This window comes from Mesorhizobium sp. M0293, from assembly GCF_040321735.1.
GTDB lineage: Bacteria > Pseudomonadota > Alphaproteobacteria > Rhizobiales > Rhizobiaceae > Mesorhizobium.
In genome coordinates this window covers 70,515-94,929 of the sequence record NZ_JAMYSA010000003.1, presented here as the reverse complement: position 1 = coordinate 94,929, position 24,415 = coordinate 70,515, and the positions used below count along the sequence as shown (strand labels likewise).

Sequence of the window (24,415 nt, the reverse complement as noted above, 5' to 3'; positions counted from 1 at the left end):
AAGACGCCTGGCGATCCCCGCTGAACAACAGGTCATGTCAACGACCGGCCGGAGAGGTCGAGCTCGATCCAGGCTGGCGCATGATCACTCGGCTTTTCCCAACCTCGCAAGTCAGCGTCGACGCCGGCATTCCGTAGCCTGGTCGAAAGTGATGGGCTGACGAGGAGATGGTCCATCCGCAGGCCGGAACTCCGATCAAAACCTCCCTGGTAGGAGAAGTTCCAATAGGTGTAGATGCCTTTCTCGGGATGGATACGGCGAATGGCATCGATCCAGCCGTTACCAACCATTTCGGCGTAGGCTTGACGGCTCTCCGGAAAGTAGACTGCGTCGCCTAGCCAACGTCTTGGTACCACGGCATCAATCGGCGTTGGCACGACATTGTAGTCGCCGCAAAGAACGCTTGTGACACCTTCCCTGAGCAGTAGCTGGCCATAGCTGATCAGACGGTCGAACCAACGGAGCTTATAGTCGAATTTCGGGCCGGGCGCAGGATTGCCATTGGGCAGATAGAGGCAGCCAATCACAAGCCCATCCACCTCGGCCTCGATATACCGGCTGTGGGTGTCGTCGGGATCGCCTGGCAGGCCGCGTCGACGTTCCACCGGCTCCCTCCCCCGGGCGAGTATTGCCACACCATTGTAGGACTTTTGCCCGTGCCAGATGGCGCCGTAGCCGGCGTTCCTGATGGCTTCGACGGGAAATTTCTCGTCCGAGGTCTTCAATTCCTGAAGGCACACGATGTCATAGTCGGTCTGACCGAGCCACTTGACGAGGACGGGCAGGCGACCGTTCACGCCGTTCAAGTTGAAGGTTGCCATGCGGATCATCCGAGTTCTCAACAGACTGTTGATCCTCAGTGGTCTTTGTAGGACTTGGCGGCCTCGTCAATCTTTCGCCAGTCATTTCCGTAGCGACGTACTAACTCCCGCGCCTGCGCTGGTGACAGATCATGTGTCTCGATGACATGTCTCACCTCTGCGTCCTCCCCTTTTATGGGACGCGAACGAGCCTTTTTCGGCCGCTCGGCTTTAGCCGCTCTCTCGTCTGATTTCGACATCGTTGATCCTCTCGGACCCTGCTTAACTGCCGAGCGTGGGGAAAGTTTCACACACGTCTTGAGCATTGGCATCTTTCAGGCGCCATATTCCTGCGGACTTGCCAGGCTGATGAACCTTTGGCCCAGCGCCGCGTTCCATGCAGCGAACTCGGTTGATGCACAATGACGGACTCCAACGTTCCTCCTGCGCCGCACAAACAGGATGCAATTGGTGCCGAAGCCGGCTTTTCGTACGATCGAATGGCGGTCGAGCGATTTCAGCAAGCTTTTCCGCGTGCCAGATGGAGCGACGAGCGCAAGAGCTGGTTCGTGCCCGGCAAGACCGCGGCCCGGCGGATCGACCGGTGGCTGGAGCAAGAGGCGGCGATGCGGGCGCCCCATGACGACAGCAAGGGACGAGATGCCTTCGCCTTCGACCCAATATCGAGCCGGTATCTGGAAATCGCGGACGATCTGCGCGTTCGCACGCCCTACTCCAGGACGGTGCTTGAAGAACTGCGTGCTGTCCCGTGGGCGAGCTGGGACGATGCGTTGCGGGCCTGGAGAGTTCCATTCCGCTCTTATGAAGCGCTCCGGCGTCGATGGCCAAACATCGAACGGGCTGCGCAGCACGCCGAACCGGAGGAAAGGAAACGGCGACTTGCGGCCACCAGAAACACGGAAGCCCATAGAGCCGCACAACAGCGGGCTGGTGAACGCCGGCGCCATCGCTATCCGTTGCCAGTTCAGGATCTACCTACTTTGGGCCGCGCTTTCGCAACCGTGCAGTACGGGATAGTCGTCTTCACTGAAATTTCCGGTGAGCTCGTTGAGCTATCAGACGCAGCCGCCTTCTATCCCCATGCCATGCCTGCGAGTGGCGACTTCGTTTGGGGCAAGTGGCGTTCGGCAACCCTGGCCGAACTCGTGAGCACATGGCCTGTTCGGTCAGCCGCCGGGCCGACCGAACGCTTCAGAGGCTGGTGGAGACCAACCCTTGCTGAACTTAGACTAGCTCGTCGAAATGCCCGCAGTAGAGAGCGGAGGAGGCGAAGTCGCGCGGGATAGATACCGCGCTCGCATTCGTTTTGTATTGGTGAATTACTGGCGTCGCCGAACCTTTGGAACGGCTGACTGCGCTAAACAGGCAGCCGCGCCTCGGCCGATATCGGGCGCGCACGAGTAGGAGCGACAAGGGCCCCACATCCGATAAGCCTCCGTGCTACACAAGCGGGGATCGTCGAGATTTGTCGGCACGACAGCGCCGGACGATTGGATAGTGGGGCCAGGGCCGACAGGGCTCGTTACGAACAGCTGGGAACCAAAGCCGATCTTCGCCAGGGGTGATGGAGGGCATCACCCTACCGCCAGGCAACAACCTTTAGAGACTGCTAATGTTCCGTTCAGTGCGGTATCACCATATTTGCGTCGATCAGAACGTGCAGCCCTTGCCCATCCGACCGACACAACGCGGCGTTTGGAGCGCCGCCAGGATGGAGCTCTGCCCTCCGCAATCGCCCTTCCGGCAACTGTATTTTCTTTCAGTTGTCGCCTACTTCCTCACAATCCAATCCAGCAAGTCGGGATCGACCATCGCCACGCCGGTGAATTCACGGATCATTAGCGAAGCAAATTCCTGCCATCGAGCTTCAGGGATATTCTCCTCGATGATCGCTTTATGGAAAGCGCTTCGCAGGATGTCGCTATCGAGCGCCGACACGCGGCAAGCTTCAAGACCCTGGTCCATGATGCAAACCTCCCATCTAAGGGCGGGAGCGCAACCATCTCTCAATCACCGATGCCCCAGTATCCTTGCCCGGTGACATTGGGATTGTAATCCGTCAGATCCTGGGTTCAATACCATGTACGGTTGCGTACCGATCGCAAGCCTCGGCAATAGCCCGCGGCTTTCCTTGAACAAGGCGTGGCCCAGTTGCCACCTGTTGCCAATCACCGGTCGCGAAAGGCGTGCCGAAACCATCAACCCTCGTCCCGGCTACGAATCTCTCTCAATGTCCAGTCCTGCAGCGAGGCATTGGCGCAAATCTCGCCGTGCAAATCCTTCACACGCCGGATTCAGACAGGCTTGACCCAATGCGTCGACGGCCGCTGAGGCCCCTGCCCGGCTTATTCCTGGACGCGGCCGCTCTCGGCCGGCGCCGCGCGACATGTCTCCGCGATCACGGTCAGCGGCCTACCTAAGCTCCCGCCTAACGTCGTTGGCCATCATTTCCATCTATTGTAACGTTTGGGCCGCTTCTTCTTCGAGTTCCACAAGCTTTTCCGTGATCTCCTGCGGGTCGGCGTGCTCCAACCCAACAACATCATTCTGGTTTCCTCAGTGCAACGATGATCTCGTCGAGTTGGCGTGTATCGCAGCGGAGTCGCGATAACCTTGTAGGAGCACAACCCCGGTGATTACTATGGCCGCAACCGAAAGGGCGTAGGTAACCACGTTTGTCAGGCCGAAAGGTACAAGCGCAGTGCAAAGCACCATGGCTATGAGCATCACATAGAAACCCGGCGGCCGGGAAAGAAAGTCGGCCGCAAGGAAAAGGAATTGGTTCGTTCCAATCCCGCCATTGCAAGCCTGCCTCTACGAACCCGGGAAAAGTCAGCGAACGCTTTGCCAAGACCGTTGAGAGCAATCAGCGCGCTTGACTAAAACTCCATCCATCTGATTTCTCCAAATTTTTCCGGAGAACAACACCTTGGACTAGGCATGTTCCCTGCAACGTTGTGGGTAGGACCATTGCGTTTTTACGATGGACTTAGGTCCTATGCCCCCCACCGGGCGCCGGCCAGCGTCTCGGATTGTTTCTGGTGGAGCGGAACCTCAACGGCCATACAACCGTTTTTCCACGGGAGAAACGAAGGAGGTCGCCACCATGGACTGGAACCGGGTCGAAGGAAACTGGAAGCAGGTCAAAGGTAAGGTCAAGGAACAGTGGGGCAAGCTCACTGATGATGATCTCGACCGTATCGCCGGCAAGCGCGATCAACTCGAAGGCAAAATCCAGGAGCGCTACGGCATTGAGAAGGATCGCGTGCGTCGAGACGTCGACGACTGGTATGCCCGACAAGGCTGGTAGGGCAACTTGAGCTGATCAATTAAAGGGCGCGGTCCGCGCCCTTTTCGTTACTTTCAGCGATCGAACGTCGGCTTCCAGTCGCAGCTACGCTGCCGCTGCTGGCCCTCGTAGTCAGGATGCAGGTGTGAGAAGACCCCTGCGGTCTTGGCCTACGAATGGAGCCGTGTTTCTACGCCATCGGCTGTTTTTGCATCGAAAGCGACGGGTATACCGTGAATGAAGGATGCCACCGCCAATAGCTCCTCCAACTCGCCGTCGGTAGCCCTGCATGCTGGCATGAGTGTTCGGATGGCGCGGATTGCCTGTGCGATGGACAAGAACCGAGCCTTGCCCCTGGAAAGGACATAGGCCTCGGCCGCCCTTTCAACCGTGACGGTGTGAAAAGTGTTGGTCATCGAGAATTTCCTCCCTGAAACCCTGACCAACACGATTTACAGCATGAATTCGGTGGCCTTCAAGGTTTTGTCCGATCCCGAACAATCAGGCGGATGCCAGACCGAAATGACTTTGCTCCTCCTCGCCGTAAGCACCATGTGTGAGTTGGATCATTCCAACGCGGTCAACAATCGTGATCTCGCCGCGCTTGGCGTGAACCAGCCCCCGATATTCAAGCATTTGGAGCGCGGTGGTAACCCCGGGACGCCGAGCGCCAAGCATGGTCGCCAGAAATTCATGCGTCAGGTAGATCCTATTTCCTTCGACGCGGTCTTGGACCATCAGCAACCAGCGGGCCAACCGCTCCTCGATTTTCGAATGGCCGTTGACCAGTGCCGTCCGGGACGACTGGACGAGGAAGGCGTGGGCGTAGCGAAGCAGTGACTCGCGAAGGGATTGGCTCTCTGCAATCGCAGAGCGAAGGTTTTCAACCGGGAGGATCCAGCCATTACCTGCGACCTGGATATAAGTTTCATTGGGAGACCTGTCCTGGCCGAGGATAACGGCAACCCCTGTCATGCCGTCGTGGCCGACGATGCCGACTTCGCTTTGCCGCCCACCGGTCATCGTGGCGACCACCGACGCGATGCCCATCTCAGGAAAATACACACGCTCGATCGGCTGATATGAGACTTCAAGCTGGGCTTTGATGCCCAGTTCGACGTGATGTATGGACGGCTGTAAGAGCGCGAAATCCTCCGGGGAGAGGGTCTTCAATACATGGTTGCGAAGAAGGGATTGGGGCATGGCTCTCTCCCTGACGGGCAAGAGCACGTTCCTCTTACTGTCGGCTGCGTCCGAAGTGCTGGCGGCCGATAACGAGAGCATAGGCTTCAAATGCGTGATTGGCAAAAGATCCGTCGGCGTATTGCGCTGGCGAGGAATTGTCGTGGGGGCTCGGCGGACTCTACGCGGATAGCGGCATCTCGTTGCGAGCCGGAGAGAACTGCCCGCTTTAATGACCCAATCGAGCCTGTGTCCCGGAAACGACTCCATTATTTAGGACCATCTCCTAATAATTTGGCGGCCTCCATTTGAGCCTGATACCGACGTTGCACCGAGTTCGACGGACGGGAGGTTTATGGGGCTATGAGGCGTGGAGCGCCCAAAGAGGCGGTAACTCTGCAGTGAACCGCTCCGGGTTGATCGGAGGCTCCAACTCCTGAGAAGGTGGAGCCGTGACAAGCAAGACGACCAACAAGTTCTCTCCCGAGGTCCGAGCCCTTGCGGTGCGGCTGGTTCTGGATCACGAAGGCGAGCATGCCTCGCGGTGGGCGGCGGTCTCGTCGATCGCCGCCAAGATCGGCTGCACGGCGCAGACGCTGCACGAGGTGGGTGAAGAAGGCCGAGCGCGACAGTGGCGTGCGAGCCGGTGTGCCTACGGATGTGGCGACGAAACTCAAGGCTTTGGAACGCGAGAACCGCGAGCTTCGCCAGGCCAACGAGATCCTTCGCAAGGCTTCCGCGTATTTTGTCCAGGCGGAGCTCGACCGCCGGTTCAAGCCATGATCGCGTTCATCGACGATCACCGCCAGGCGCATGGGGTCGAGCCGATCTGCAAGGTGCTGCCGATCGCCCCGTCGACCTACCACGACCATGTCGTCAAGCGCATCGATCCCTCCCGGCTGTCGGCTCGGGTGAAGCGGGATGAGACTTTGAAGGATGAGGTCCGACGCGTGTTCGAGGCTAACTTCCGCGTCTACGGCGTTCACAAGGTCTGGCGGCAGTTGCAACGCGAGGGCTTTGACGTCGCCCGCTGCACGATTGCCCGCCTGATGAAGGCCATGGGCCTCGAAGGCATCCTCCGCGGCAAGCCGATCCGCACCACGGTGAGCGACAAAGCGGCACCATGCCCTCTCGATCACGTCAATCGCCAGTTCCATGCCCCGGCGCCGAACATGCTGTGGGTCTCCGACTTCACCTACGTCGCGACCTGGACGGGCTTCGTCTAGTCGCCTTTGTCATCGACACCTATGCGCGAAGGATCGTCGGCTGGCGGGTGAGCCGGACGGCGCATGCCAGCTTCGTTCTGGACGCTCTGTTACAGGCTCTCCATGATCGGCGGCCCGTGCAGGGAGGCGGGCTCATCCATCACAGCGATAGAGGCAGCCAATACGTCTCTATCAGATACACCGAGCGCCTGGTGGAGGCCGGCGTCGAACCTTCGGTGGGCAGTGTCGGCGACTCTTACGACAATGCTCTCGCCGAAACGATCAACGGTCTTTACAAGGCCGAGGTGATCCATCGGCGCGGAGCCTGGCGCTCATTCGAGACCGTCGAGTTCGCCACGCTCGAATGGGTCGACTGGTTCAACAATCGCCGGCTGCTGGAGCCCATAGGCAACATCCCGCCGGCCGAAGCCGAGGAACGCTACTACGCCATGTTGGATGAACCAGCCATAGCCGCGTGACTCAAACGAAACGGCCTCCGGAAAACCCGGGGCGGTTCAACCTAGCTGTGGCGGGTTGTCAAAGGCAATGCATTTAGCAAGTTCTATTATTGCGCATTGCCTCGCCCAGCGCTGCCGTCGCCGCGCGACGTCGGCGCGAGCCTGCTCAAGGACGAACAGCGTTTTTTTGAACCGCAACCCCTCGCGCCGCAGGCCGCAGGAAGTGCCATACCGTGTCGTGCGAGACCTTCACACCACGTGCCGCAAGTTCGTCCTTCAGGCCGTGTAGCGACAGATGCGGCGTCTGGTTGATCCGCTCCACGATGAACGCCCGGTGCGCTCCAGAACGCGCTTGCGGTGGCCGCCCATCTACCCGGCGCCACGGACCCATTCGCCCGATAGCGCTGCGACCACTTAACCGCCGGCGAGACCGCAATGCCAAAACGAGCCGCTACCGAACGGCAACTCTCGCCGGCCTCGATTGCTCCAACAACACGCTCACGAAGATCGTTTGAAATGGGAGCCGTCGTGAGATGCTGGCCTCCGATCCAGCCAGCATCTTGAATCACAAAATAACTCCGACGGGAATCCCACAGATTCAGTCAAAATCTGAACCACTCTAGTCAATGCCCGCAGCAGATTACCTGGTCGGGCCCAGAGCTCGGCTCCCTCATTCCGCCGCGAAGACCATCAGATCCTCGAACGGGAACTCGACATGGTATTGGCCGGACGGAACGGCGTCCCGGGAATAGGTTCGGATGGTCAGGTCATTGCTTTCGAAAATGACTTCATGCCGATCGCCAAGGAAAAGGCTCTCGACGCAGGCCATGGCGATACGTCCGGGGCCGTCCTCCCCGGACCACGTCACCCGCTCAAGCCGGACGAGTGCGGTGACTTTGGCGCCGACGGTCAGCTCCTGCTGAGCACTGCCCACAAGATGGATGCCGTTCGCGACAATTTCCGCACGGTTGCCGTTGATGGCGGTGACCACGCCGTCAAGCCGATTGCTGGCGCCCATGAACTCTGCTGCAAACAGGCTCTTCGGCTTGTTGTAGATTTGCTTGGGCGTTCCGTCCTGTTCGATCTGGCCGCCATTGAGCAGCAGGATGCGGTCGGCGAGCGCCATCGCTTCCACCTGATCATGGGTGACGCACAGCGCCGATAGCCCGAGATTGGTGATGAGGCGGCGCAGCCAGATCCGCGCTTCTTCACGTAGCTTGGCGTCCAGATTGGACAGCGGCTCATCGAGCAGAATCACGTTCGGCTCATAGACCAGCGCACGGGCCAGCGCCACGCGCTGCTGCTGTCCGCCGGAGAGCTGATGCGGATAGCGCTCGCCCAGTTTGCCGAGGCCGATGCCGTCCAAAGCCCTCTGGACGCGGCTCGCAACATCTGCCTGGGACACTTTGCGTAGCTTCAGGGGATAACCCACATTCTCGGACACCGTCCGATGCGGCCATAGCGCATAGGACTGGAATACCAGCCCGAGACCGCGCGTTTCCGGCGCCAGATTGATGTTCTGCCCGGCATCGAAAAGCGCCTTGTCACCGAGCAGTATCTTGCCGCGGTTGGGTGTTTCCAGACCAGCGACCGCTCGCAAGAGCGTCGTCTTGCCGGACCCGGAGGCACCGAGCAAGGCGACGATCTGGCCCGGTTCGACCGAGAAGGACACACCTTTCAGGATCTCGAGGGTGCCGTAACTGAGGCGTAGGCCGTCTATGATGATGTCAGTCATTGAGGCGGACTCCAAAGCGCATCGCGAGGGCAAGACCGGTCACGATAATGGCGGTGTTGATGACGGCGAGAGCCGAGACCAGATCGATCGCGCCGGTGCCCCACAGGGAAACCATGAGCGAGCCGATCACTTCGGTTCCCGGTCCGAGCAGATAGACGCCCGTCGAATACTCACGCGCGAAGATCAGGAAGATCAGCAGCCAGGCCGAGAACATCCCGCCACGGATGAGCGGCAGCGTGATGTCCCTTGCGACCCGGCCTTCGCTGGCGCCAACTGATCGTCCGGCTTCCTCGAGTTCCTTGCCGATCTGCAGGAGTGTTCCGGAAATCAGCCGCATGCCATAGGCGAACCAGACAATGGTATAGGCGAGCCACACCGAGATCATCGTGGCACGCAGGGGCGCGATCGGCTTGAAGAACAGAAAGATCCATAGCATCGCCAGGCCAGCCACAATGCCCGGCATCGCCCGCGGTATCATGGCCACGTAGTCGACAACTTTGGTCAGGGGTGCGTTCGAGCGGTGACCGGCGAGTGCCACGGCAGTATAGGCCGCGATCGAAGCTGCGCCGCCGATGACCGCAACACCGACCGTGTTGACAATGGCGCTGACGACATTCGGATAGTCAGCGAGATCGCGATAGTGATCCAACGTCAGCACCTCGAAGATGTTCACCCCAACGCCCCAGCTTGTCACCAGCGAGCGAATTGCCACGCCCCCCACCGGTATGATCACCGTGGCCGCGAACCAGGCCACCACTAGCGCGAAGGCCGGCCAGCGAAGTGCGCCCAGCCGGATGGGGTTGTGCCGGCTGCCCTTGCCCTTGATAGACACATAGCGGCTGGCGTTGCGCAGCATGTAGCGCTGCAGCACCACCAGCGGAAGCGCTATCATGATGATCGCCACCACCACCACGGCCATCAACTGGTAGGAAGGAACCCCGAGCTTGTTGGTGAGCTTGTAGAGATAGGTGGCGAGAACCAACACCCCTTCCGGATCGCCAAGCACCAGTGGCAGGCCGAAAAGTTCGAAACCGAGGAAGAACACCAGAACCGCCGCATAAAGCACCACCGGCATTACCATGGGCAGCGACACGCTGGCGGCGACGCGCCAAGGGCCGGCGCCGGCGATGCGTGCCGCCTCTTCGAGGTCGGCGCCGACGTTGCGCAGCGCCGCCGATGCATAGAGATAGACATGCGGGACATGAGTGAGCCCGGCGATGATCGCGATCGATGTCACCGAATAGACATTCCAGGGCACGTAGCCAATCACCGACTTGACCGCCAGCGAGACGAAGCCGACTGGTCCCAACGTCATCACATAGCCGAAGGCCAGCACCACCGCCGACATGAACACCGGGATGAGGATGATCGGCTCCAGCCAGCGCTTGCCCGGCACGTCGGTACGCACGATGATGAACGCGAGCAGGATTCCCACTGGAACGGCGATCACCGTCATCCCCACCGCGAGCTTGAGCGAAGTCGTTAGCGCCAGCCAGAAATCCGCATCCGCAAGGATAAAGCTATAGGCCTTCAGCGACAGGTGCGCGGTCTTCTGGAAGAACGGGGCGGACAGAAAGCTCTGATAGATGATCAGGGTGACCGGTGCCAGCACCACCAGGATGGCGAGAAGGTTGGTGCTGACACGAAAGATACGGAAGGGCATGATCGCCTCGAACAAAGCCGGGGGCCGTCCGCTAGCAAGAGCGCAAGCGCGCCGTTCCGATGATTCTTAACAGCAAGAAAAGCGGAAGAGTCGACTGTGGCGGCACTCCCAATCGGGTGATTATTCGCCCTTCATGGCTTTCTGCCACTCGTTGAGGAAAGCCAGCCGTGTCGTCTCGTCCAGGCCTTCGAGCAGCTTGTCGTCGAGCGCAATCGGGTGAACGTTTTCGCCGGCAGCGGCCTTTATGGACGCCAGCGTGGTTGCCCCTTCAATGTCATCACGAACGGCATAGAGCTTGATGTCGTCGGCGATCAGCTTCTGCGCGCGCGCCGACAGCAGATAGTCGACGAATAGTTTCGCGGCATTGGGATCCTTGGCTTCCGCCGGAATGACCGTGGCGCGGGTGGTCACCAAAACATAATCCTTGGGGATTATCACACCAAGGTTCTCGTCCTTGGCATGTTTGGCGAGGCCATAGGAGCCGAAGATGCCATAGGCGATGGAATGTTCGCCAGACGTGACCTTCTCGATCATCGAGCCGGCGGAGCTGTAGAGCTTGATATGGGCCTTGCCGAAAGCCTTGTTAAGCGCCCAGGAATCGGTCCAGATCTTGGCGTCCTGGTTGTAGAAATAGAAGCCGACACCGGACTTTTCCGGATCGTAGGACGCGATCTTGCCGTCGTAATCGGCGGTCTTGCCGGTCATCAGCTTGAGCAGGTCGGCGTGGCTTGTGGGAACATCGCCTTCAGGCACGAGACGCTTGTTGTATACGAAAGTCACCGGGTCGGCGGTAATACCATAGATCATGTCCTTGTAGGACGCCCAGGCCGGAACGTGAGCCGCCTCCACGGATTTGTATTCCTGCGCATAGCCGTCTGCGGCAAGTTTGATCTGCAGATCCGGCGCGGAAGACCATGCGACATCCGCCGTGCCTTGGCCCGAAGCGGTTTCGGCAATGACGCGATTGTAGAGTTCGGTGGAATTGAGGTCGGAGTATTCGACGGCAATGCCGGGGAATGCTGCTTCGAAGTCCTTGAGCAGGGGCTGGACCAGTGCCGCGTCGGTCGTCGAATAGATGCTGAGGTGGCCTTCTTCGGTGGCAGCGGCCACCAGATCCTTGTAGTTGTCCGGATAACCGGCGGGGATCTCGGCAGCGGCGGCAAGCGTTGCGAAAGCGGCTGACAGCGAAAGCACGGCCGTCATCGTCGCAAGACGATTTTTCATAGGGGGTCTCCTCCAAAGTCGCCTAAATCGTACCTCCTCCGGGCACAAAAGGCGAGTATCATCCTGACCTGTCACCAACCTGTCACGGCGATGTCGCGGTTTGCTCAGCCGACCAGGCCCGACGGTCATGATCAGATTCTCGACGACAGCCGGATCGGCCACATCGACGTATTGCCGGATTGTTGAGATTTTGGGGCGGCATCCTGCGCGTCACGGTCGCTGGCCCTGCGCATCGATCATGGACTTGCTCCAATCCTCGATGAAGCGGCGGCGCAGCGCCTCGTCCTGTACGGCAAGTAACGCAGGGCCGATGTGTATGGCGCGCGCGATACCTGACTCGCCAAGTGTTTCCGGGCCGTCCGCTCCCTCAGGCAACTGCCCGTTCTCGGCAAAGAAGAAGGCGCTATCCCTGGCGACTTTCTGGCCCCGGGCTGACAGAAGGTAGTCGAGAAATCGTTTGGCAACGTCCATATTCGGTGCCGTCTTCGGAATGAGCGCGCCACGACTGAGTATCAGCGCATAGTCCCGCGGGACAACGACCCTCAAGTCGGAATTGCCCCTGGCCGCCGCGTAGGCGTATGACCCGATCATATTGTAGCCTATATATAGACTTCCGTTTGCAACGTCCTGAAGGGTCTCCGCAGTGCAACAACGCACCACCGTTTCTGCTCGGCTCATGCTTTCCAGAAGCCGACCGTAGACCGCCGTCGTCTGCCGCGCATCACTGAACGCCAATAGGTAGCCGATGCCCGAAAGTCGGATGTCGAACGTTCCGACCCGTCCGCGATAGAAATCGATCCGCCGCCTGAGAAGATCGGCGAGTTCGATGTGGGTGCGCGGTACGTCGCCGGACGGCACGAGGCGGGCGTTGTAGACGAAGACGGCCGGTTCGTAGGTAAAGCCGAATACTTCGTCGCGCCAGTTTGCCCAGTCGGCGACATGCGCGGGTTCCGCCGACACGTGCGGCGCCGCGCAGCCGTCATTGGCGAGCTTCACGAGTTGGTCGACCGACGGCGACAACAAGATGTCGCCCAGCACCGCGCCCGTCCGACAGGCTTCGCTGGCACTCTTTTGCAAGTCGTTGGTGACATATTCAACATAGTCGACTGCAACGTTGGGGAAAACGGACTGAAAGTCCCGGATCAGGGGTTCCATCGCCGCCAGATCGGTCGCGGCGTGGATCGACAGTCGATCCTTCTCCGGCTGTGGCGAAGCGAAAAATGCACTGCTTCCTTCAGCAGCTCTTGCCGCCTGATCGACGCACAAAAGGATTGCAGCCACTAAAGCGAATGCCCGCAATGCTATCGCTATCATCCTGCCTTCTCTCTGGCTATGGGCAACGTCAAGGTGACGGTGAACCCTTGCGTGCGCTTCCCGCCATCCTCGCTTTTCTCGCGGAAGGTCAGCGCGCCCCCGTGAGCCGCCGCCACCTCCGACGCGATGGCGAAACCCAGACCTGCACTGCCTTCGTGAGATTTGGACGTTTCGAAGCGCTGCGTGACCCGTTCCCACTCGCCCGACGGAATGCCCGGTCCATCATCTTCGACCTCGACATGGGCGCGCGTACCATCGCGGCGTACCCGGACCTCAAGGCGCGACATCACTCCGTGGCGCAGGGCATTGTCGATGATATTGACGATCGCTTCACGTAGGCTGACGGCGTCCGCAAGTACGACCGGTTCGTCGTCAGGCGCCTCGAAAGAGGCTATGATGTCCGGATCGATAGTTATCGGAACCGCCGCACGGAAAGCGCGCCGCGCGACATCTGCCAAATTGTTCGGCTGAAGCTGCACGGAATCGGCACGATGGATGACCATGGCGTGGCTGAGCAGCTGGTTGGTCAGGCGTGCGAGTTCGCCGGCGCGCTGCTGCACGCGATCGAGATGCTGGCGGCTCGACTTGTCGAGCTTGGCCTGGCTCAACAAATCGAGCTGCGCCGTCAGCGCCGTCAGCGGCGTCCTGATCTGATGCGCCGCGTCGGCAATGAAACGCTGCAGGAGTTTCACACGCTCGTCGAGCCGACTCATGAAATGATTAATGGATGTAACGAAAGGCCGCAATTCCCGCGGGACGACAACCGTTACCGGCGTCAGGTCTTGCGGATCGCGACGGCGGAGCGTCGCTCCGAGATGCTTGACAGGTTGCAGCGAGTAGCGAATGGCAATCATCGCTCCAGCCAATGCCAATATGCTCATGATCACCAGCAGGACGGTCGCCCTGAGCGTCAGTTCCCCCGCGAGCGCACGGCGCGCTTCCGTGGTCTGCCCAACGATGACATGCGCCCAACCGGATACGGCGGGATCTGACAGAGCGCGCGCCACCACCGCTATGCGGACCGGTTCGCCGCGATAATGCGCCGATTCCAATACCGGGACATCATGTATTGCTGCCAGATCAACATCTGCTTGCAGATCGGCATAGCCTGTCAGTGTCGTGCCGGACGGGTCGATGACGCGATAGAAGATGCGGTCGCGGCTGGCGAGGCCCAGGAGCTCAAACGCCGATACCGGCAAGTTGACGTTAAGCGAACCGGATTCGACCGTAAGGCTGTCTGCCATCTGGATGGCCGCACCAAGCAGAAGCCGGTCATAAGCGTCATCGGCGGCGGTTCGTGCGTAGTACCACGCCGCACTCACCAGAAGTGCCGTGCCCAGGCCCAACAGCAGCGAGATACGGACCGCCAGGCGCGTGAAAAGGGAACGCTCAGCCGGTATCATCGGAAGCCAGCTGATATCCCACGCCCCGCACGGTGACGATCTGCGCCTTGGCGCCTTCCAGCTTCTTGCGCAGCCGCCCGACATAAAGTTCGATCGCGTTCTGATTGACCGGCTCGTCAAACCCAAAAAGCTGATCGATAAGTTCATCCTTGCTGAAGACGCGGCCTGGCCGCGACGCCAGTATCTCAAGCAACGTCATTTCGCGTCGTTTCAATTGCACCTCGCGCCTGCCTACCCGGACCGAGCGGCTGGCTCGGTCGAGCACGACATCGCCGCACTGGACGATGTTGGTCGCCTCGCCGCTTTTCCGCCGCAGCAGAACACGGGCGCGCGCTTCCAATTCGCGGAAATCGAACGGTTTGACCAGATAGTCGTCGGCGCCGAGATCGAGCGCGCCAACGCGGTCCTCTATCTCGGAACGGGCCGTCAACATCAGAACCGGGGTCGTATTCCTTGCCTGCCGGAGCCTTCGAACGATTTCGAACCCGTCGAGGCTGGGCAGCATGACGTCGAGGATGACGAGATCGTAGCAGGTGAAATCGAGGATTTCTGCGGCAACTCGGCCGTCCGTCTCCCAATCGACTGCATGGCCAATCGTTTCGAAGCGGCGGCTGATCGCCTCGCCAACGTCGCGCGTGTCTTCGACGAGGAGAATTCGCATGGCGGAGCATTTGCACGGAAGCAGCCGCCTATCAAGCGTCACCTCTTTGCGGAGAGGCGCTTGACATCATCTGCGGAAATCTTCTGTTCAAGCTTCCAATCATCCGAACGACTGGCTGCGCCAGGTGGTCTGCGTTCATATTGATCTGCGCGTACACTGTCAGCCGACGATGCGTATCAGGCGAGACAGGATCCCGGATTGTCGTGACGACAAAATGCTGCCTTGTCATCACGCTTAACCGGGCCAAAGGCAAGAAGGCCACCAATCCGCCCCAACTGCTGCTCCCCTGCCTTGGGCTCAACGCGCGCTAGTGACGACCATTCTATGAGCGCGCTTGTAAATACTGGCTACTCGCAAGGGATATCGATAGACGTTCGCCAAAATCCAGCAAAAGCGGTCTGATGCTGACCAACTTTTCCGGCGTAAATCTGGTCAGCGGCCCAGAAACAGCCAACGCTCCGATCATGCCCTCGCTGCCTGAAAAAACCGGTACGGCCATCGCAGCTGTTTCGGAATCTCCCTTCCCGAGCGATATAAACGGAATCTTCGCCATAAGAGCTGTTCGCGTCCTAGGCTTAGCGGTACTGAACCGAGCAAGCACTTGGCCAGCTGCGTGATGGTCAAGCGAAAGCACATCGCCCTCTCGGATTTGATCCCGGATCAAATGGCGACAGTCTGCGCGAAATAGGCAAATTCCGTGATTTCCCTCCTTTCGAAAAAAAGATGCGCTTTCACCCGCCTGTTCAACTAGGCTCAAAAGGAGAGGCCGAACGAATGCCTCTATCTTAAAACGACGACGGTAGAATGAGCCCAATATCATCGGCATAGGGCCGATAGCAAAGCGCTTGTCCGACATGCGAACAATGTAGCCACCCCGGACAAGGGATTCCGTTAACCGAAGGACCGTGCTCTTGTAGAGGCCTGTTCTAGACGATATCTCGGCCAGGCTTAAACCCTCGTCATGCTCTGTGAAGCACCCGAGGATCGAAAGCGCGCGATCGACAGCTTCGACCCCTCCCGCTCTTGTGTCACCTTGCTCTATCGCTTGATGATTCACTCGTTTGTTCCTTCGAACGCCAAAGCTTTGTTGCATTGTCAGGCCCTCGTCACGTCCCCGGCTTGCTCACCATGGTGAACGCTGCGAACCTCGTGCTGGAGTTCAGCCATAGAGTACCTCCCCCCGGAGAAAGACAAAGTGCCATTTCCTCGTTCTGCGTATTATCCTGTCGGTAGGTGAAAATCCTACTCGATCGAGGGAAATAGAGCTTACTGCCCACCCGGAATTGCCGGTCGCGTGCGAAGTGGCTAAGCGAGGTATCGTGTGCCGATAACCATGCGGCTCCAAAACTGGGAAGGATGGTCTATCCAGCGCGACGTTCTGAAAACCACATATTTGAAGGACAAGGTGGCGTTTCGCACGCGCCCTTATGGCCTGACTGACCGAGGGGTGATGTGAGCCATGCTTGATCTGATCGTGAATTTCTTCACCCGCATCTTCCAATGGATCGGCCGCGGCATCGGCCTCGCCATCGGCGTGATCCTGTGGCCGTTCCTATTGGGCAGGGCGTTGGTATACGCAGCGCGGCTGGATCCGGAAGGCGGTGGTTGGCCTCGCTCTGCTGGTGCTGATCGGTTTCTACGCCAACTTCTTCTATGCCACCCAGTGGTGGAACAAGTTCGACCCCAACTACGTCGACAAATACACCTTCGAGAACCGTAATGTGTCCGCCGGCGAACAGGTCGCGGCCGGCGCCGGCACCGAGACCGCCAAGACCTGCGGTAACTCGGGCATCGCCCTGAGGCGAGCGCGACTCTACTTTGCATCAGAGACAGTTTGGGTCCGCCGGTCCGCGGCGGACAATGCGGTTCACGGATATCCCAGCGAATATCCGAATTGCAGTGGTGAATGTTGTCGGCAGAAGAGCGTCCGGAAAGGGCTGCCGGCGGCTCCGTCGTGGGAACGAAAATAGAAGAGAAGCAGAACTTTCGTGTGCGATTTTTGCACACAGTCGCCAACAACTATTTGATATTACTTATCTATCCGTCCATTCCATCATAAGCGCAGCGGCAACTTTGTGTCCTAACATACTAATTTCATTATCGTTTTTCTGTCTCAGTCCGTCCAATACCCGGTTGGAACGACTGAGCAATTTGGCCTGACACACCCGCCCCAATGTAGCCCAATTTACGATTATTCCGCCTCAACGGAAGACCACCCGGCTATATCTAAGTTCTCATTGCACACATAGTGCACACGAAAGCGGTTGGTCTAGGGCTACTCCGGAGTAGCCAGCGAGGCGACACAATGCTTGGAGCTCGATTGTCGACTGGGCCGGAATAGGAGACAATGCACAGGCACAGGCACAGGCACAGGCACAGGCACAGGACCGCCCTCCCCGCCTTTGAATACCGAAATCAATGGTTATGGCAGGCGCGAGAGGATGTAGAAGGAACGTTGATTTGTTGGTTTGCTCGTGGGCCAAATCAGAAGTTTTCCCGTATCGTACTCAGTGACCCACGGGCGCCGCGAGCGGCGCGCTGCCGGCCGAATTGATCCGCGCCCTGCCTATCCAGAGGGACGGGCTTACGTCAGGTCTGAAGGTCAAACTTGGCGATTGCCAGCTCCTAAGCTAACAAGGGCTCAAGCGCATGCAGGAGCGCCGCTTCCTGGTCAGAAGAAAGCTTCGAAAGCGGCCTGCGGACATTGCCGGTTCCATAGCCACGCAATTGTGCCGCCCTTACAACGGACGGCGTGTAGGGTGCCCGCCAAATGAAAAGCAACGACGGCAGGATCCTCTGCCAGAGCGCGAAGGCTTGTTCATAATTTCTTGCCATCAGCAAGTCGTACAACTGGACAGCCTCGCTCGGCATGTAGTTTGCCGCCCCCCAGATAACGCCTCGCGCGCCGGCCATGAGAGCATAAATGGTCGTTGTATCACACCCGTTCAAAACAGCGCCTTCGGTCTGAAGATATTCCTGGTGCACGGTGAGATCGCCGGCGCTGTCCTTGATATAATTGAAATTCCTCAACTGGCTCAGACGCTCAAACAGCCGGGGTGAAACGGAAATGCCGGTGGCCTGCGGAATGTTGTAGCCGACGATGTCCACGCCGACCGAGTCGTCGATTGCCTTGTAGAAATCGAAGATTCCATTCTCGTCACCTGGCCCTTCGAAGTAGGGAGGTAGGATCATCAGTGCGTCGGCACCGATCGATTCCGCGTGACGCGACCTTCTGACGACTTCGTCCATATTCAAAGCGGAGGTCTGGCAAATGACGTTGCAGCGGCGAGCTATTCGCTTTGTGCCGACTTCGTAAAGGAGGTTGCACTCAGCCTCGGTAAGATAGGGGTGTTGCCCGGTCCCTGAGCCAAGCACCAACCCGTGAACGCCCGCAGCGACATACTTCTCGATCAGCTCCTCGAAAACCTCGTAGTTGATCGCGCCATTCTCATCGAATGGTGTCTGCATCGCTAGATTTATGCCCTTCAGGTCCGCCATGATCTCTCTCGTTGTATCTAGACTTCAGCGCCGGCCTGTCGGAAACGGACCGCGGTTAGGATGCGAACGCCTATCGCTGTGACAGGCCTGGGATACGGCTTGCTGGGACGTGCGCGCGTCTTCAGGATGTCGACTACCGGCGATGATCTCCCTGACGCCAGATCGGCTACGGCCTTGCCAAAAGCCGCTCCTCGCGCGACGCCTGTTCCGTTGCAGAATGCGGCGCCGTAGACCTTCTCCGCCAACTCGCCGAAGACCATTCCACCATTTTGCGCGAGGGTTAAAAGGCCGCCCCAGCTGGCCTCGAAGCCGATCGAGGAGAGCTCCGGCCACCGCCGATCGAGCGCGATCTGCTGCTGCACCCGGGCCCTCATCACGTCCTGCGTGGTGGTCTTGAAGTCCGTCGCATAGGAATAGACGTTGCGAAGGAAAAGCCGGTTGTCGATCGTGCGACGAACCGTCGTACCGAAGCTGTTGGCTGGAATAAGTCCGTAGGCGTTCTTGTTTCCCACCCGCGCAAGCTCGCTCGGCGTCAGCTGTCGAGTCATGCTTGCAAATGTGTAGAGCGGTATGGCGCAGTTGTCGAAGAAACCAAACTTGGTCAGATAGCCTGACGCGCAGATGATGACCTTCGAGGCCCTGATCGTTCCGGCGGGGGTTTCGCAGATGTGCTTCGGCGCACCGAACTGCACCGCCACTATGGGGGTGTTTTCGTGAACGGTGACGTTCGCGGGCAGGTTTCTTGTCGCGTTCTTGAGATACTTCGCAGGCTGGACCAAGACGGTGCCGGGATGATGCAAGGCTTTAATGTAGTGCTTACTGCCGGTGATCGCCTGGATTTCCGGGGTCTCGACCCAGCTGTAATTCTGCCCAAGCTTATCCAGCGCCTCCGAAAAGCGGTGCAGGTCCTCCACACCGTGAGCGGTCGCGGCGCTGTGGTATTTTCCCTGCGCGTCCCAGTCGCAATCGACCCCATACTCCTCGACGGCGCTTCGGATGTAGGCGATGCCGTCCAGGTTAACGAACAGCTCTTCATTGTTCCCTTTGACGTCTTCGACGAAATCGCGCTTCCGAGGATTGTGCGCGAGATCGATGACGAAACCCATGCACCGTCCGGATGCATTGTTCCCAATGCGGCCGGCGTCTACCAGGACAACCGAAGACTGCGGGTTGAGTTCGGCAAATCGGCGGGCCGCGTGCAGCCCCATCCAGCCGCCGCCAATCACCAGGCAGTCACACGCAACGTCGCCTTCTTGCGGCACCAGCGCCAACTCCGGTCCTGCCGTAGTGTACCAGCCGGACATAGTCGGTTCGGGATGGGGCGGCTGAACGACTTTGCGCTCTTTCGTGATTGTTTGGTTGAACGAATTCACTGCCAACTCGCTGGGTTCAGGCGACCGATGACGAAGGCTTGGCAACAATCGGCGGTCGCATTGTTTCCCTGTTTGAATAGACCGCTTGGCGGGTATCTCGTAGACGGAAAATATAGCGTCTGATATAGACCTGCTTCATGTCAAAGCTTCGTAACCTGGTGCCCTCGACGCATTCGCTTTTTGTCTTCGAAGCGGCTGCCCGAACCCTGAGTTTCAAAAACGCAGCCAGCGAACTCAACGTGACGCAACCGAGCGTCTCGCACTCGATCAAGTCGTTCGAGAAGCATTGCGGAACCACGCTCTTTGCCCGTGATAATCGAGGCGTGCAGCTGACGGAGACTGGCAGGCAACTCTACGATGAGGTGCGCACCAGTTTCCGCCGTCTGGAACAGCGGCTTGAGACCATCTCCGATCGCGGAAAGAAGTACATCACTTTTGCTGCGTCTACATCCCTCGCCGCACATTGGCTTGCGCCTCAACTCTATCATTTCCAGGAAGAACATCCGGACGTGATGATCAAGGTTGTCGCCACCGATCGGGATATCGAGCCCGATCACGAAGTGGACGTCACCGTATGGGTGCGGCCACGGGATTTTGACAGTACGAATAGTTGGTTCGTATGCGACGAGATCATTTTTCCCGTCTGCTCCCCCGCATATCTTCTGGCGCATGCCGCTCCAAAGAGCGTCGATGAATTGGTTCGACACCAGCTCATTCATTCGTCCGATGCCTTTCGCAAGCGAATGAGCTGGCCGGAATGGGTCGCGCTTGCAGGCGGAGATGCCAACGAGACAAAGCCTAACATTGTATTCAATGACTATCAGCTGACGCTTCAAGCAGCTCTTGCCGGCGAAGGAATCGCATTGGGATGGTCCCTGACCGCCCAACACCTGCTCAACAACCGCCAGCTGGTTCGGCCCATCGCGACCGAGATCAAGACCGACCGCGCCTTCTTCCTCTTGTCAAATGAAGATGCCGGCAAAAACAAGAGGTGCAAGGTTCTTGTGGACTGGTTCCTCGCTCAGTCGAAGGAACTGCGCCCTTAGACGGCTACCGGCGCCCCTGCCTCGGTGCCCCCGCACATACCCCCGCTGGGTCGCCTTTCGGGCTGTCCTTACCCGGTAACCGGTACGCTGCGCCGTCGACCCAGGTATAAACTGAGTTTAACGCCAGCGAAACCTTTTGCGAGTCCTCAGGGCGTTCGCCGAACCCTATCATCAACGTCAATGAGCAGGCCGCGTTCCGTAGGCGGACCGCAAAAGGCTCTTTTGACGGCGACCTCTGCGCCCTCTGGGAAAACGTGATGATGGACACTGATACTCCCGCAATCCGGCGCCGCGGAGGACGCGCGTCGGTCGTAGCCGCCCGGGAAGCAGAGAAGAGGCCTCGCGTCTCGACCATCAGGTACGGCATTCGGCCAGTGGAGGCCGTCACGGCTGAGCAGCTTGAGCGCATTCACCAGGCTTCGTTGGCGATCTTGCGCGAGATCGGAATCGAATTCCGCGATGAAACAGCGATCCGGCAATGGAAGGAGGCGGGCGCCGACGTCCAAGGCCAACGTGTGCGCCTCGATGGCGAGATGCTGATGCATCTCATCTCCAAGGCGCCATCCCGTTTTGAGATGACATCTCGCGATCCGTCACAGCGTTTCGAGATCGCGCCAGACACAATGACCTTCGGCGCCATGCAAGGCGCGCCAAACGTCCGGGACCTTCAGGGTGTGCGACGCGCATCCACTATCGAGGATCTACGGGACATGAACCGGCTGACCCAGATGCTGCCGGGGTTCCATATCGCCGGCGGGTTCACCTGTGAGCCGACCGACATCGCCGTTCCATGGCGCCATCTGCACATCAACCATTCGAGCCTGGTGGAAACGAACATGCCCTTCTTCGGTCTGACGACCGGGAAACAGCGAGCCGAGGACTCGATCGCCATGGGGCAGATCGTTCACGGCAAGGCCTTTATGGATCAGAATGCGGTGATGCTCGGTCACGTATCGGGAAACTCGCCGCTGGTCTGGGATTCGACCATGCTGGAAGGGCTCCGCGCTTTCGTCGAGGCAAACCAGGTCGTCCTGCTGTCGCCTTTTGTGCTCGGCGCCGCAAACACCCCTGCCGACATCCCGGCTACAATCGCCCAGTTGAACGCCGAGGCACTCGCAGCCCTCGCCTACACCCAATTGGTCAGGCCCGGCGCCAAAATGATCTATGGGCAATATTCAGTCTCGGTGTCGATGCGCAGCGGCGCCCCGATGTCCGGCATGCCCGAAGTCACTTTGATCAACGCCGTCATCGGCCAGATGGCAAGGCGGTATGGTTTGCCGTGGCGCACGACTGCATCCCAGTCGTCCGCCAAGACCTTTGATGCTCAGTCCGGATACGAGTCGGCGATCGCTTACATGTCGGGGGCGAGCGCAGGCGCGAACCTGATGATGCACGCGGGCGGCTGGGATGAGGCCGGCCTCGTATGCTGCATGGCGAAGTTTGTCGCCGATGCCGAACAGAACCTGCTGATCGAAAAATACGCGCGGGGGATTTCGTTCGAGCATTTCGACGACGCTCTCGAGGCAGTGCGGCGCATCGGCCCCGGCGGCCACTATCTCGGAGATTCCTTCACGCTCAAGCGCTTTAAGGACGCATTCTTCGCGCCTGAGATCCTCGATTACCTCAGCTATGAGCAGTGGAAGGTCAAAGGCTCCAAGGATATGGCGCAGCGCTGCCGTGAGAAAGCGACATCGATCATCGCGAGTTACGAGCAGCCGCAGATGGATCCAGCCGTGCGCGAGGAACTCGATGCATTCGTGGCGCATCGCCAGGAGGAAATCTCGCCAAGCCTCGCCTAGGCATCCGCCCAAGAACCCACGCGATCAATATCCGGGAAACACTAACAAGGGAGAAGAAAATGGGACTGTTCAGAAGCAATGGGAATCACGTTCCGGCTGCCATCGAAAAGATGGCGAGCGACGTCAAAGCCGGACAAATGGACCGGCGCGAGTTTCTCGCGCTTGCAAGCACGTTCGGCGCCTCGGCTGCGATGGCCTACGGCTTGATCGGCGTGGCATTGCCGCAGCCCGCACGCGCGGCCGAGCCGAAGAAGGGCGGGACTCTGCGCGTGTCCATGCCGGTCAAGGCGCAGAAAGACCCACGTACCTATGACTGGGTTGAACTTGCCAACATTTCTCGCTGCTGGCTCGAACCGCTGGTTCGCTACACACATGAATTCACATTTGAACCTGTCCTGCTGGAAAGCTGGGAGGTCAATGAGGATGCCACCGAATATGTCTTCCATGTCCGGAAGGGCGTGACCTGGAACAATGGCGACGCTTTCGACGCCGATGACGTAGTCCTCAACATCACCCGCTGGTGCGAGAAGGGCGTCTCCGGCAATTCGATGGCCGCGCGCGTCGGGGGACTGATCGATACCAAGACCGGCAAGGCGAGAGATGGAGCGATCGTCAAGGTCGATGACCATACCGTCAAGCTCAAGCTGAGCGACCCGGACATCGCCATCATCGCGAATTTCACCGACTACCCTGGACTGATCGTCCATCGCAGTTTCGATGCCGGCGGCGCCGACCCGGTCGCAAAGCCGATCGGAACGGGCGCCTTCGAACTGGTATCCTACGCGGTCGGCAGCAAGGCTGAAGTCAAGCGGCGGGAGAATGGCAAATGGTGGGGCGGCGAAGCTCTGCTGGATGGAGTGCAATTCATCGATTATGGCACCGACTTCCAGGCAACGGTGGCAGCCTTCGACTCCGGTGAGATCGATGTGAATATGGAGACACCGGCTGACTTCATCGACATTCTGGACAAGATGGACGTGGTCAAATCGGAGGTCGCCACCGCAACGACGCTGGTGTGCCGCACCAACACGGCCAACAAACCCTATGACGACAAGAAGGTCCGTAATGCGCTGCAGATGGCGGTCGACAACAACACCATCCTTCAACTCGGCTATGCAGGACGGGGAACGGTCGGCGAAAACCATCACGTCGCGCCGATCCATCCGGAATATTATGCCTTGCCCAAGAAGAGCCGGGACGTCGAGGGCGCGAAGAAACTCATTGCTGAATCCGGACATGCCGACTTCGAGCATGAACTAATTTCGATCGACGAAGACTGGCAGAAAAACACCGGTGACGCCATTGCGGCGCAGCTTCGAGAGGCCGGCATCAAGGTCAAGCGCACGGTGCTTCCGGGTTCGACTTTCTGGAACGACTGGGCGAAGTATCCCTATTCGCTGACCGTTTGGTACATGCGACCGCTCGGGGTGCAGGTCCTGGCGCTGGCTTATCGCACTGGCGAGGCGTGGAATGAGACTGCGTACGCAAACGCCGACTTCGATGCCAAGCTCAAAAAGGCGTTCTCGGTCAGCGACGCCGCCAAGCGGAAGGAACTGATGCAGGACATCGAAGACGTGCTGCAGGATTCTGGGGTCATCATCCAGCCGTTCTGGCAAAGCCTCTTTGGTCACATGAACAAAAAAGTTCAGAATTATGCAATCCATCAGACTTTCCAGATGGATTTGCAGAAAGTCTGGCTGGCAGCCTAGCAGACTCCCAAGGCTCCAACCGGAAGCCTGGTCGG

Annotated in this window: 19 protein-coding genes, 3 pseudogenes and 1 other annotated feature; of the genes and pseudogenes, 7 read left to right on the top strand and 15 right to left on the bottom strand. The window is 59.0% G+C overall.

From position 1 onward, the window contains the following. Positions 1-32 precede the first annotated feature (32 nt). Positions 33-830, bottom strand: coding sequence for an exodeoxyribonuclease III (xth, locus tag NKJ06_RS02315; RefSeq protein WP_352808848.1), 798 nt, complete (start codon positions 828-830; stop codon positions 33-35). A gap of 392 nt (positions 831-1,222) precedes the next feature. Between xth and NKJ06_RS02310 the strand changes: the two genes are divergently transcribed. After that, entirely contained in the window at positions 1,223-2,107 is an 885-nt protein-coding gene (locus NKJ06_RS02310; RefSeq protein WP_352808846.1) for a hypothetical protein, read from the top strand. Positions 2,108-2,591: 484 nt separating this feature from the next. Here the strand turns inward: NKJ06_RS02310 and NKJ06_RS02305 are convergent, their stop codons facing one another. Then, positions 2,592-2,786: a hypothetical protein gene (locus tag NKJ06_RS02305; RefSeq protein ID WP_352808843.1), complete on the bottom strand. Its 195-nt coding sequence runs from the start codon at positions 2,784-2,786 to the stop codon at positions 2,592-2,594. A 489-nt stretch (positions 2,787-3,275) separates the two neighbouring features. Beyond that, positions 3,276-3,548 (bottom strand): annotated as a pseudogene (locus NKJ06_RS02300) (low affinity iron permease family protein). Between the two features lie 379 nt (positions 3,549-3,927). Between NKJ06_RS02300 and NKJ06_RS02295 the strand changes: the two are divergent. Then, positions 3,928-4,131 (top strand): CsbD family protein, encoded by a 204-nt coding sequence (locus NKJ06_RS02295; RefSeq protein ID WP_352636240.1) that lies wholly within the window; start codon positions 3,928-3,930, stop codon positions 4,129-4,131. A 149-nt stretch (positions 4,132-4,280) separates the two neighbouring features. On the opposite strand, the gene NKJ06_RS02290 is transcribed toward NKJ06_RS02295, so the two are convergent. After that, positions 4,281-4,526: a hypothetical protein gene (locus NKJ06_RS02290; protein WP_352808841.1), complete on the bottom strand. Its 246-nt coding sequence runs from the start codon at positions 4,524-4,526 to the stop codon at positions 4,281-4,283. Between the two features lie 85 nt (positions 4,527-4,611). Further along, a complete protein-coding gene (locus tag NKJ06_RS02285) occupies positions 4,612-5,313 on the bottom strand; it encodes a Crp/Fnr family transcriptional regulator (protein WP_352808839.1) in 702 nt (233 codons plus the stop codon). 431 nt (positions 5,314-5,744) lie between these two features. Between NKJ06_RS02285 and NKJ06_RS02280 the strand changes: the two are divergent. Then, a pseudogene (locus tag NKJ06_RS02280) lies at positions 5,745-6,976 on the top strand (IS3 family transposase). Next, positions 6,030-6,146 (top strand) — a sequence feature (AL1L pseudoknot). (Overlaps the previous pseudogene by 117 nt.) 105 nt (positions 6,977-7,081) lie before the next feature. Here the strand turns inward: NKJ06_RS02280 and NKJ06_RS02275 are convergent. From NKJ06_RS02275 to NKJ06_RS35770, 8 genes and pseudogenes are all read right to left on the bottom strand, one after another. After that, positions 7,082-7,503: pseudogene (locus tag NKJ06_RS02275) on the bottom strand (helix-turn-helix domain-containing protein); the annotation flags it as partial. Positions 7,504-7,625: 122 nt separating this feature from the next. Continuing rightward, complete coding sequence (locus NKJ06_RS02270; RefSeq protein ID WP_352808837.1) at positions 7,626-8,690, bottom strand: ABC transporter ATP-binding protein; 1,065 nt, start codon at positions 8,688-8,690, stop codon at positions 7,626-7,628. After that, entirely contained in the window at positions 8,683-10,353 is a 1,671-nt protein-coding gene (locus NKJ06_RS02265; protein WP_352808834.1) for an ABC transporter permease, read from the bottom strand. The genes NKJ06_RS02270 and NKJ06_RS02265 overlap by 8 nt, the downstream gene beginning before the upstream one ends. A 120-nt stretch (positions 10,354-10,473) precedes the next feature. After that, positions 10,474-11,577 (bottom strand): ABC transporter substrate-binding protein, encoded by a 1,104-nt coding sequence (locus NKJ06_RS02260; RefSeq protein WP_352808831.1) that lies wholly within the window; start codon positions 11,575-11,577, stop codon positions 10,474-10,476. Between the two features lie 210 nt (positions 11,578-11,787). Then, positions 11,788-12,891, bottom strand: coding sequence for an ABC transporter substrate-binding protein (locus NKJ06_RS02255; protein WP_352808828.1), 1,104 nt, complete (start codon positions 12,889-12,891; stop codon positions 11,788-11,790). Then, the gene (locus NKJ06_RS02250; RefSeq protein WP_352808825.1) at positions 12,888-14,378 is read right to left on the bottom strand and encodes a sensor histidine kinase; all 1,491 of its coding nucleotides are present in this window, start codon (positions 14,376-14,378) and stop codon (positions 12,888-12,890) included. The genes NKJ06_RS02255 and NKJ06_RS02250 overlap by 4 nt, the downstream gene beginning before the upstream one ends. Next, positions 14,281-14,955, bottom strand: a complete 675-nt coding sequence (locus tag NKJ06_RS02245; RefSeq protein WP_352808822.1) for a response regulator transcription factor — start codon at positions 14,953-14,955, stop codon at positions 14,281-14,283. The genes NKJ06_RS02250 and NKJ06_RS02245 overlap by 98 nt, the downstream gene beginning before the upstream one ends. Before the next feature lie 322 nt (positions 14,956-15,277). Further along, positions 15,278-16,048, bottom strand: a complete 771-nt coding sequence (locus NKJ06_RS35770; protein WP_502905582.1) for an IclR family transcriptional regulator — start codon at positions 16,046-16,048, stop codon at positions 15,278-15,280. A gap of 508 nt (positions 16,049-16,556) precedes the next feature. Between NKJ06_RS35770 and NKJ06_RS35765 the strand changes: the two genes are divergently transcribed. Further along, the gene (locus tag NKJ06_RS35765; protein WP_502905581.1) at positions 16,557-16,925 is read left to right on the top strand and encodes a hypothetical protein; all 369 of its coding nucleotides are present in this window, start codon (positions 16,557-16,559) and stop codon (positions 16,923-16,925) included. A 655-nt stretch (positions 16,926-17,580) separates the two neighbouring features. Here NKJ06_RS35765 and NKJ06_RS02225 read toward each other — a convergent pair. Both NKJ06_RS02225 and NKJ06_RS02220 read right to left on the bottom strand, forming a co-directional pair. Beyond that, positions 17,581-18,453 carry a dihydrodipicolinate synthase family protein gene (locus tag NKJ06_RS02225; protein ID WP_352808819.1) on the bottom strand — a complete coding sequence of 291 codons (873 nt, stop codon included), beginning with the start codon at positions 18,451-18,453 and terminating at the stop codon, positions 17,581-17,583. Between the two features lie 17 nt (positions 18,454-18,470). Then, positions 18,471-19,826: an NAD(P)/FAD-dependent oxidoreductase gene (locus tag NKJ06_RS02220; RefSeq protein ID WP_352808816.1), complete on the bottom strand. Its 1,356-nt coding sequence runs from the start codon at positions 19,824-19,826 to the stop codon at positions 18,471-18,473. Between the two features lie 137 nt (positions 19,827-19,963). Here NKJ06_RS02220 and NKJ06_RS02215 point away from each other — a divergent pair, with 137 nt between their 5' ends. The 3 genes from NKJ06_RS02215 (at position 19,964) to NKJ06_RS02205 (ending at position 24,380) form a co-directional block, all read left to right on the top strand. Beyond that, a complete protein-coding gene (locus NKJ06_RS02215; protein ID WP_352808814.1) occupies positions 19,964-20,872 on the top strand; it encodes a LysR substrate-binding domain-containing protein in 909 nt (302 codons plus the stop codon). A gap of 257 nt (positions 20,873-21,129) precedes the next feature. Next, a complete protein-coding gene (locus tag NKJ06_RS02210; RefSeq protein WP_352808811.1) occupies positions 21,130-22,671 on the top strand; it encodes a trimethylamine methyltransferase family protein in 1,542 nt (513 codons plus the stop codon). 59 nt (positions 22,672-22,730) lie between these two features. Further along, entirely contained in the window at positions 22,731-24,380 is a 1,650-nt protein-coding gene (locus NKJ06_RS02205; protein ID WP_352514404.1) for an ABC transporter substrate-binding protein, read from the top strand. Positions 24,381-24,415: the final 35 nt, after the last annotated feature.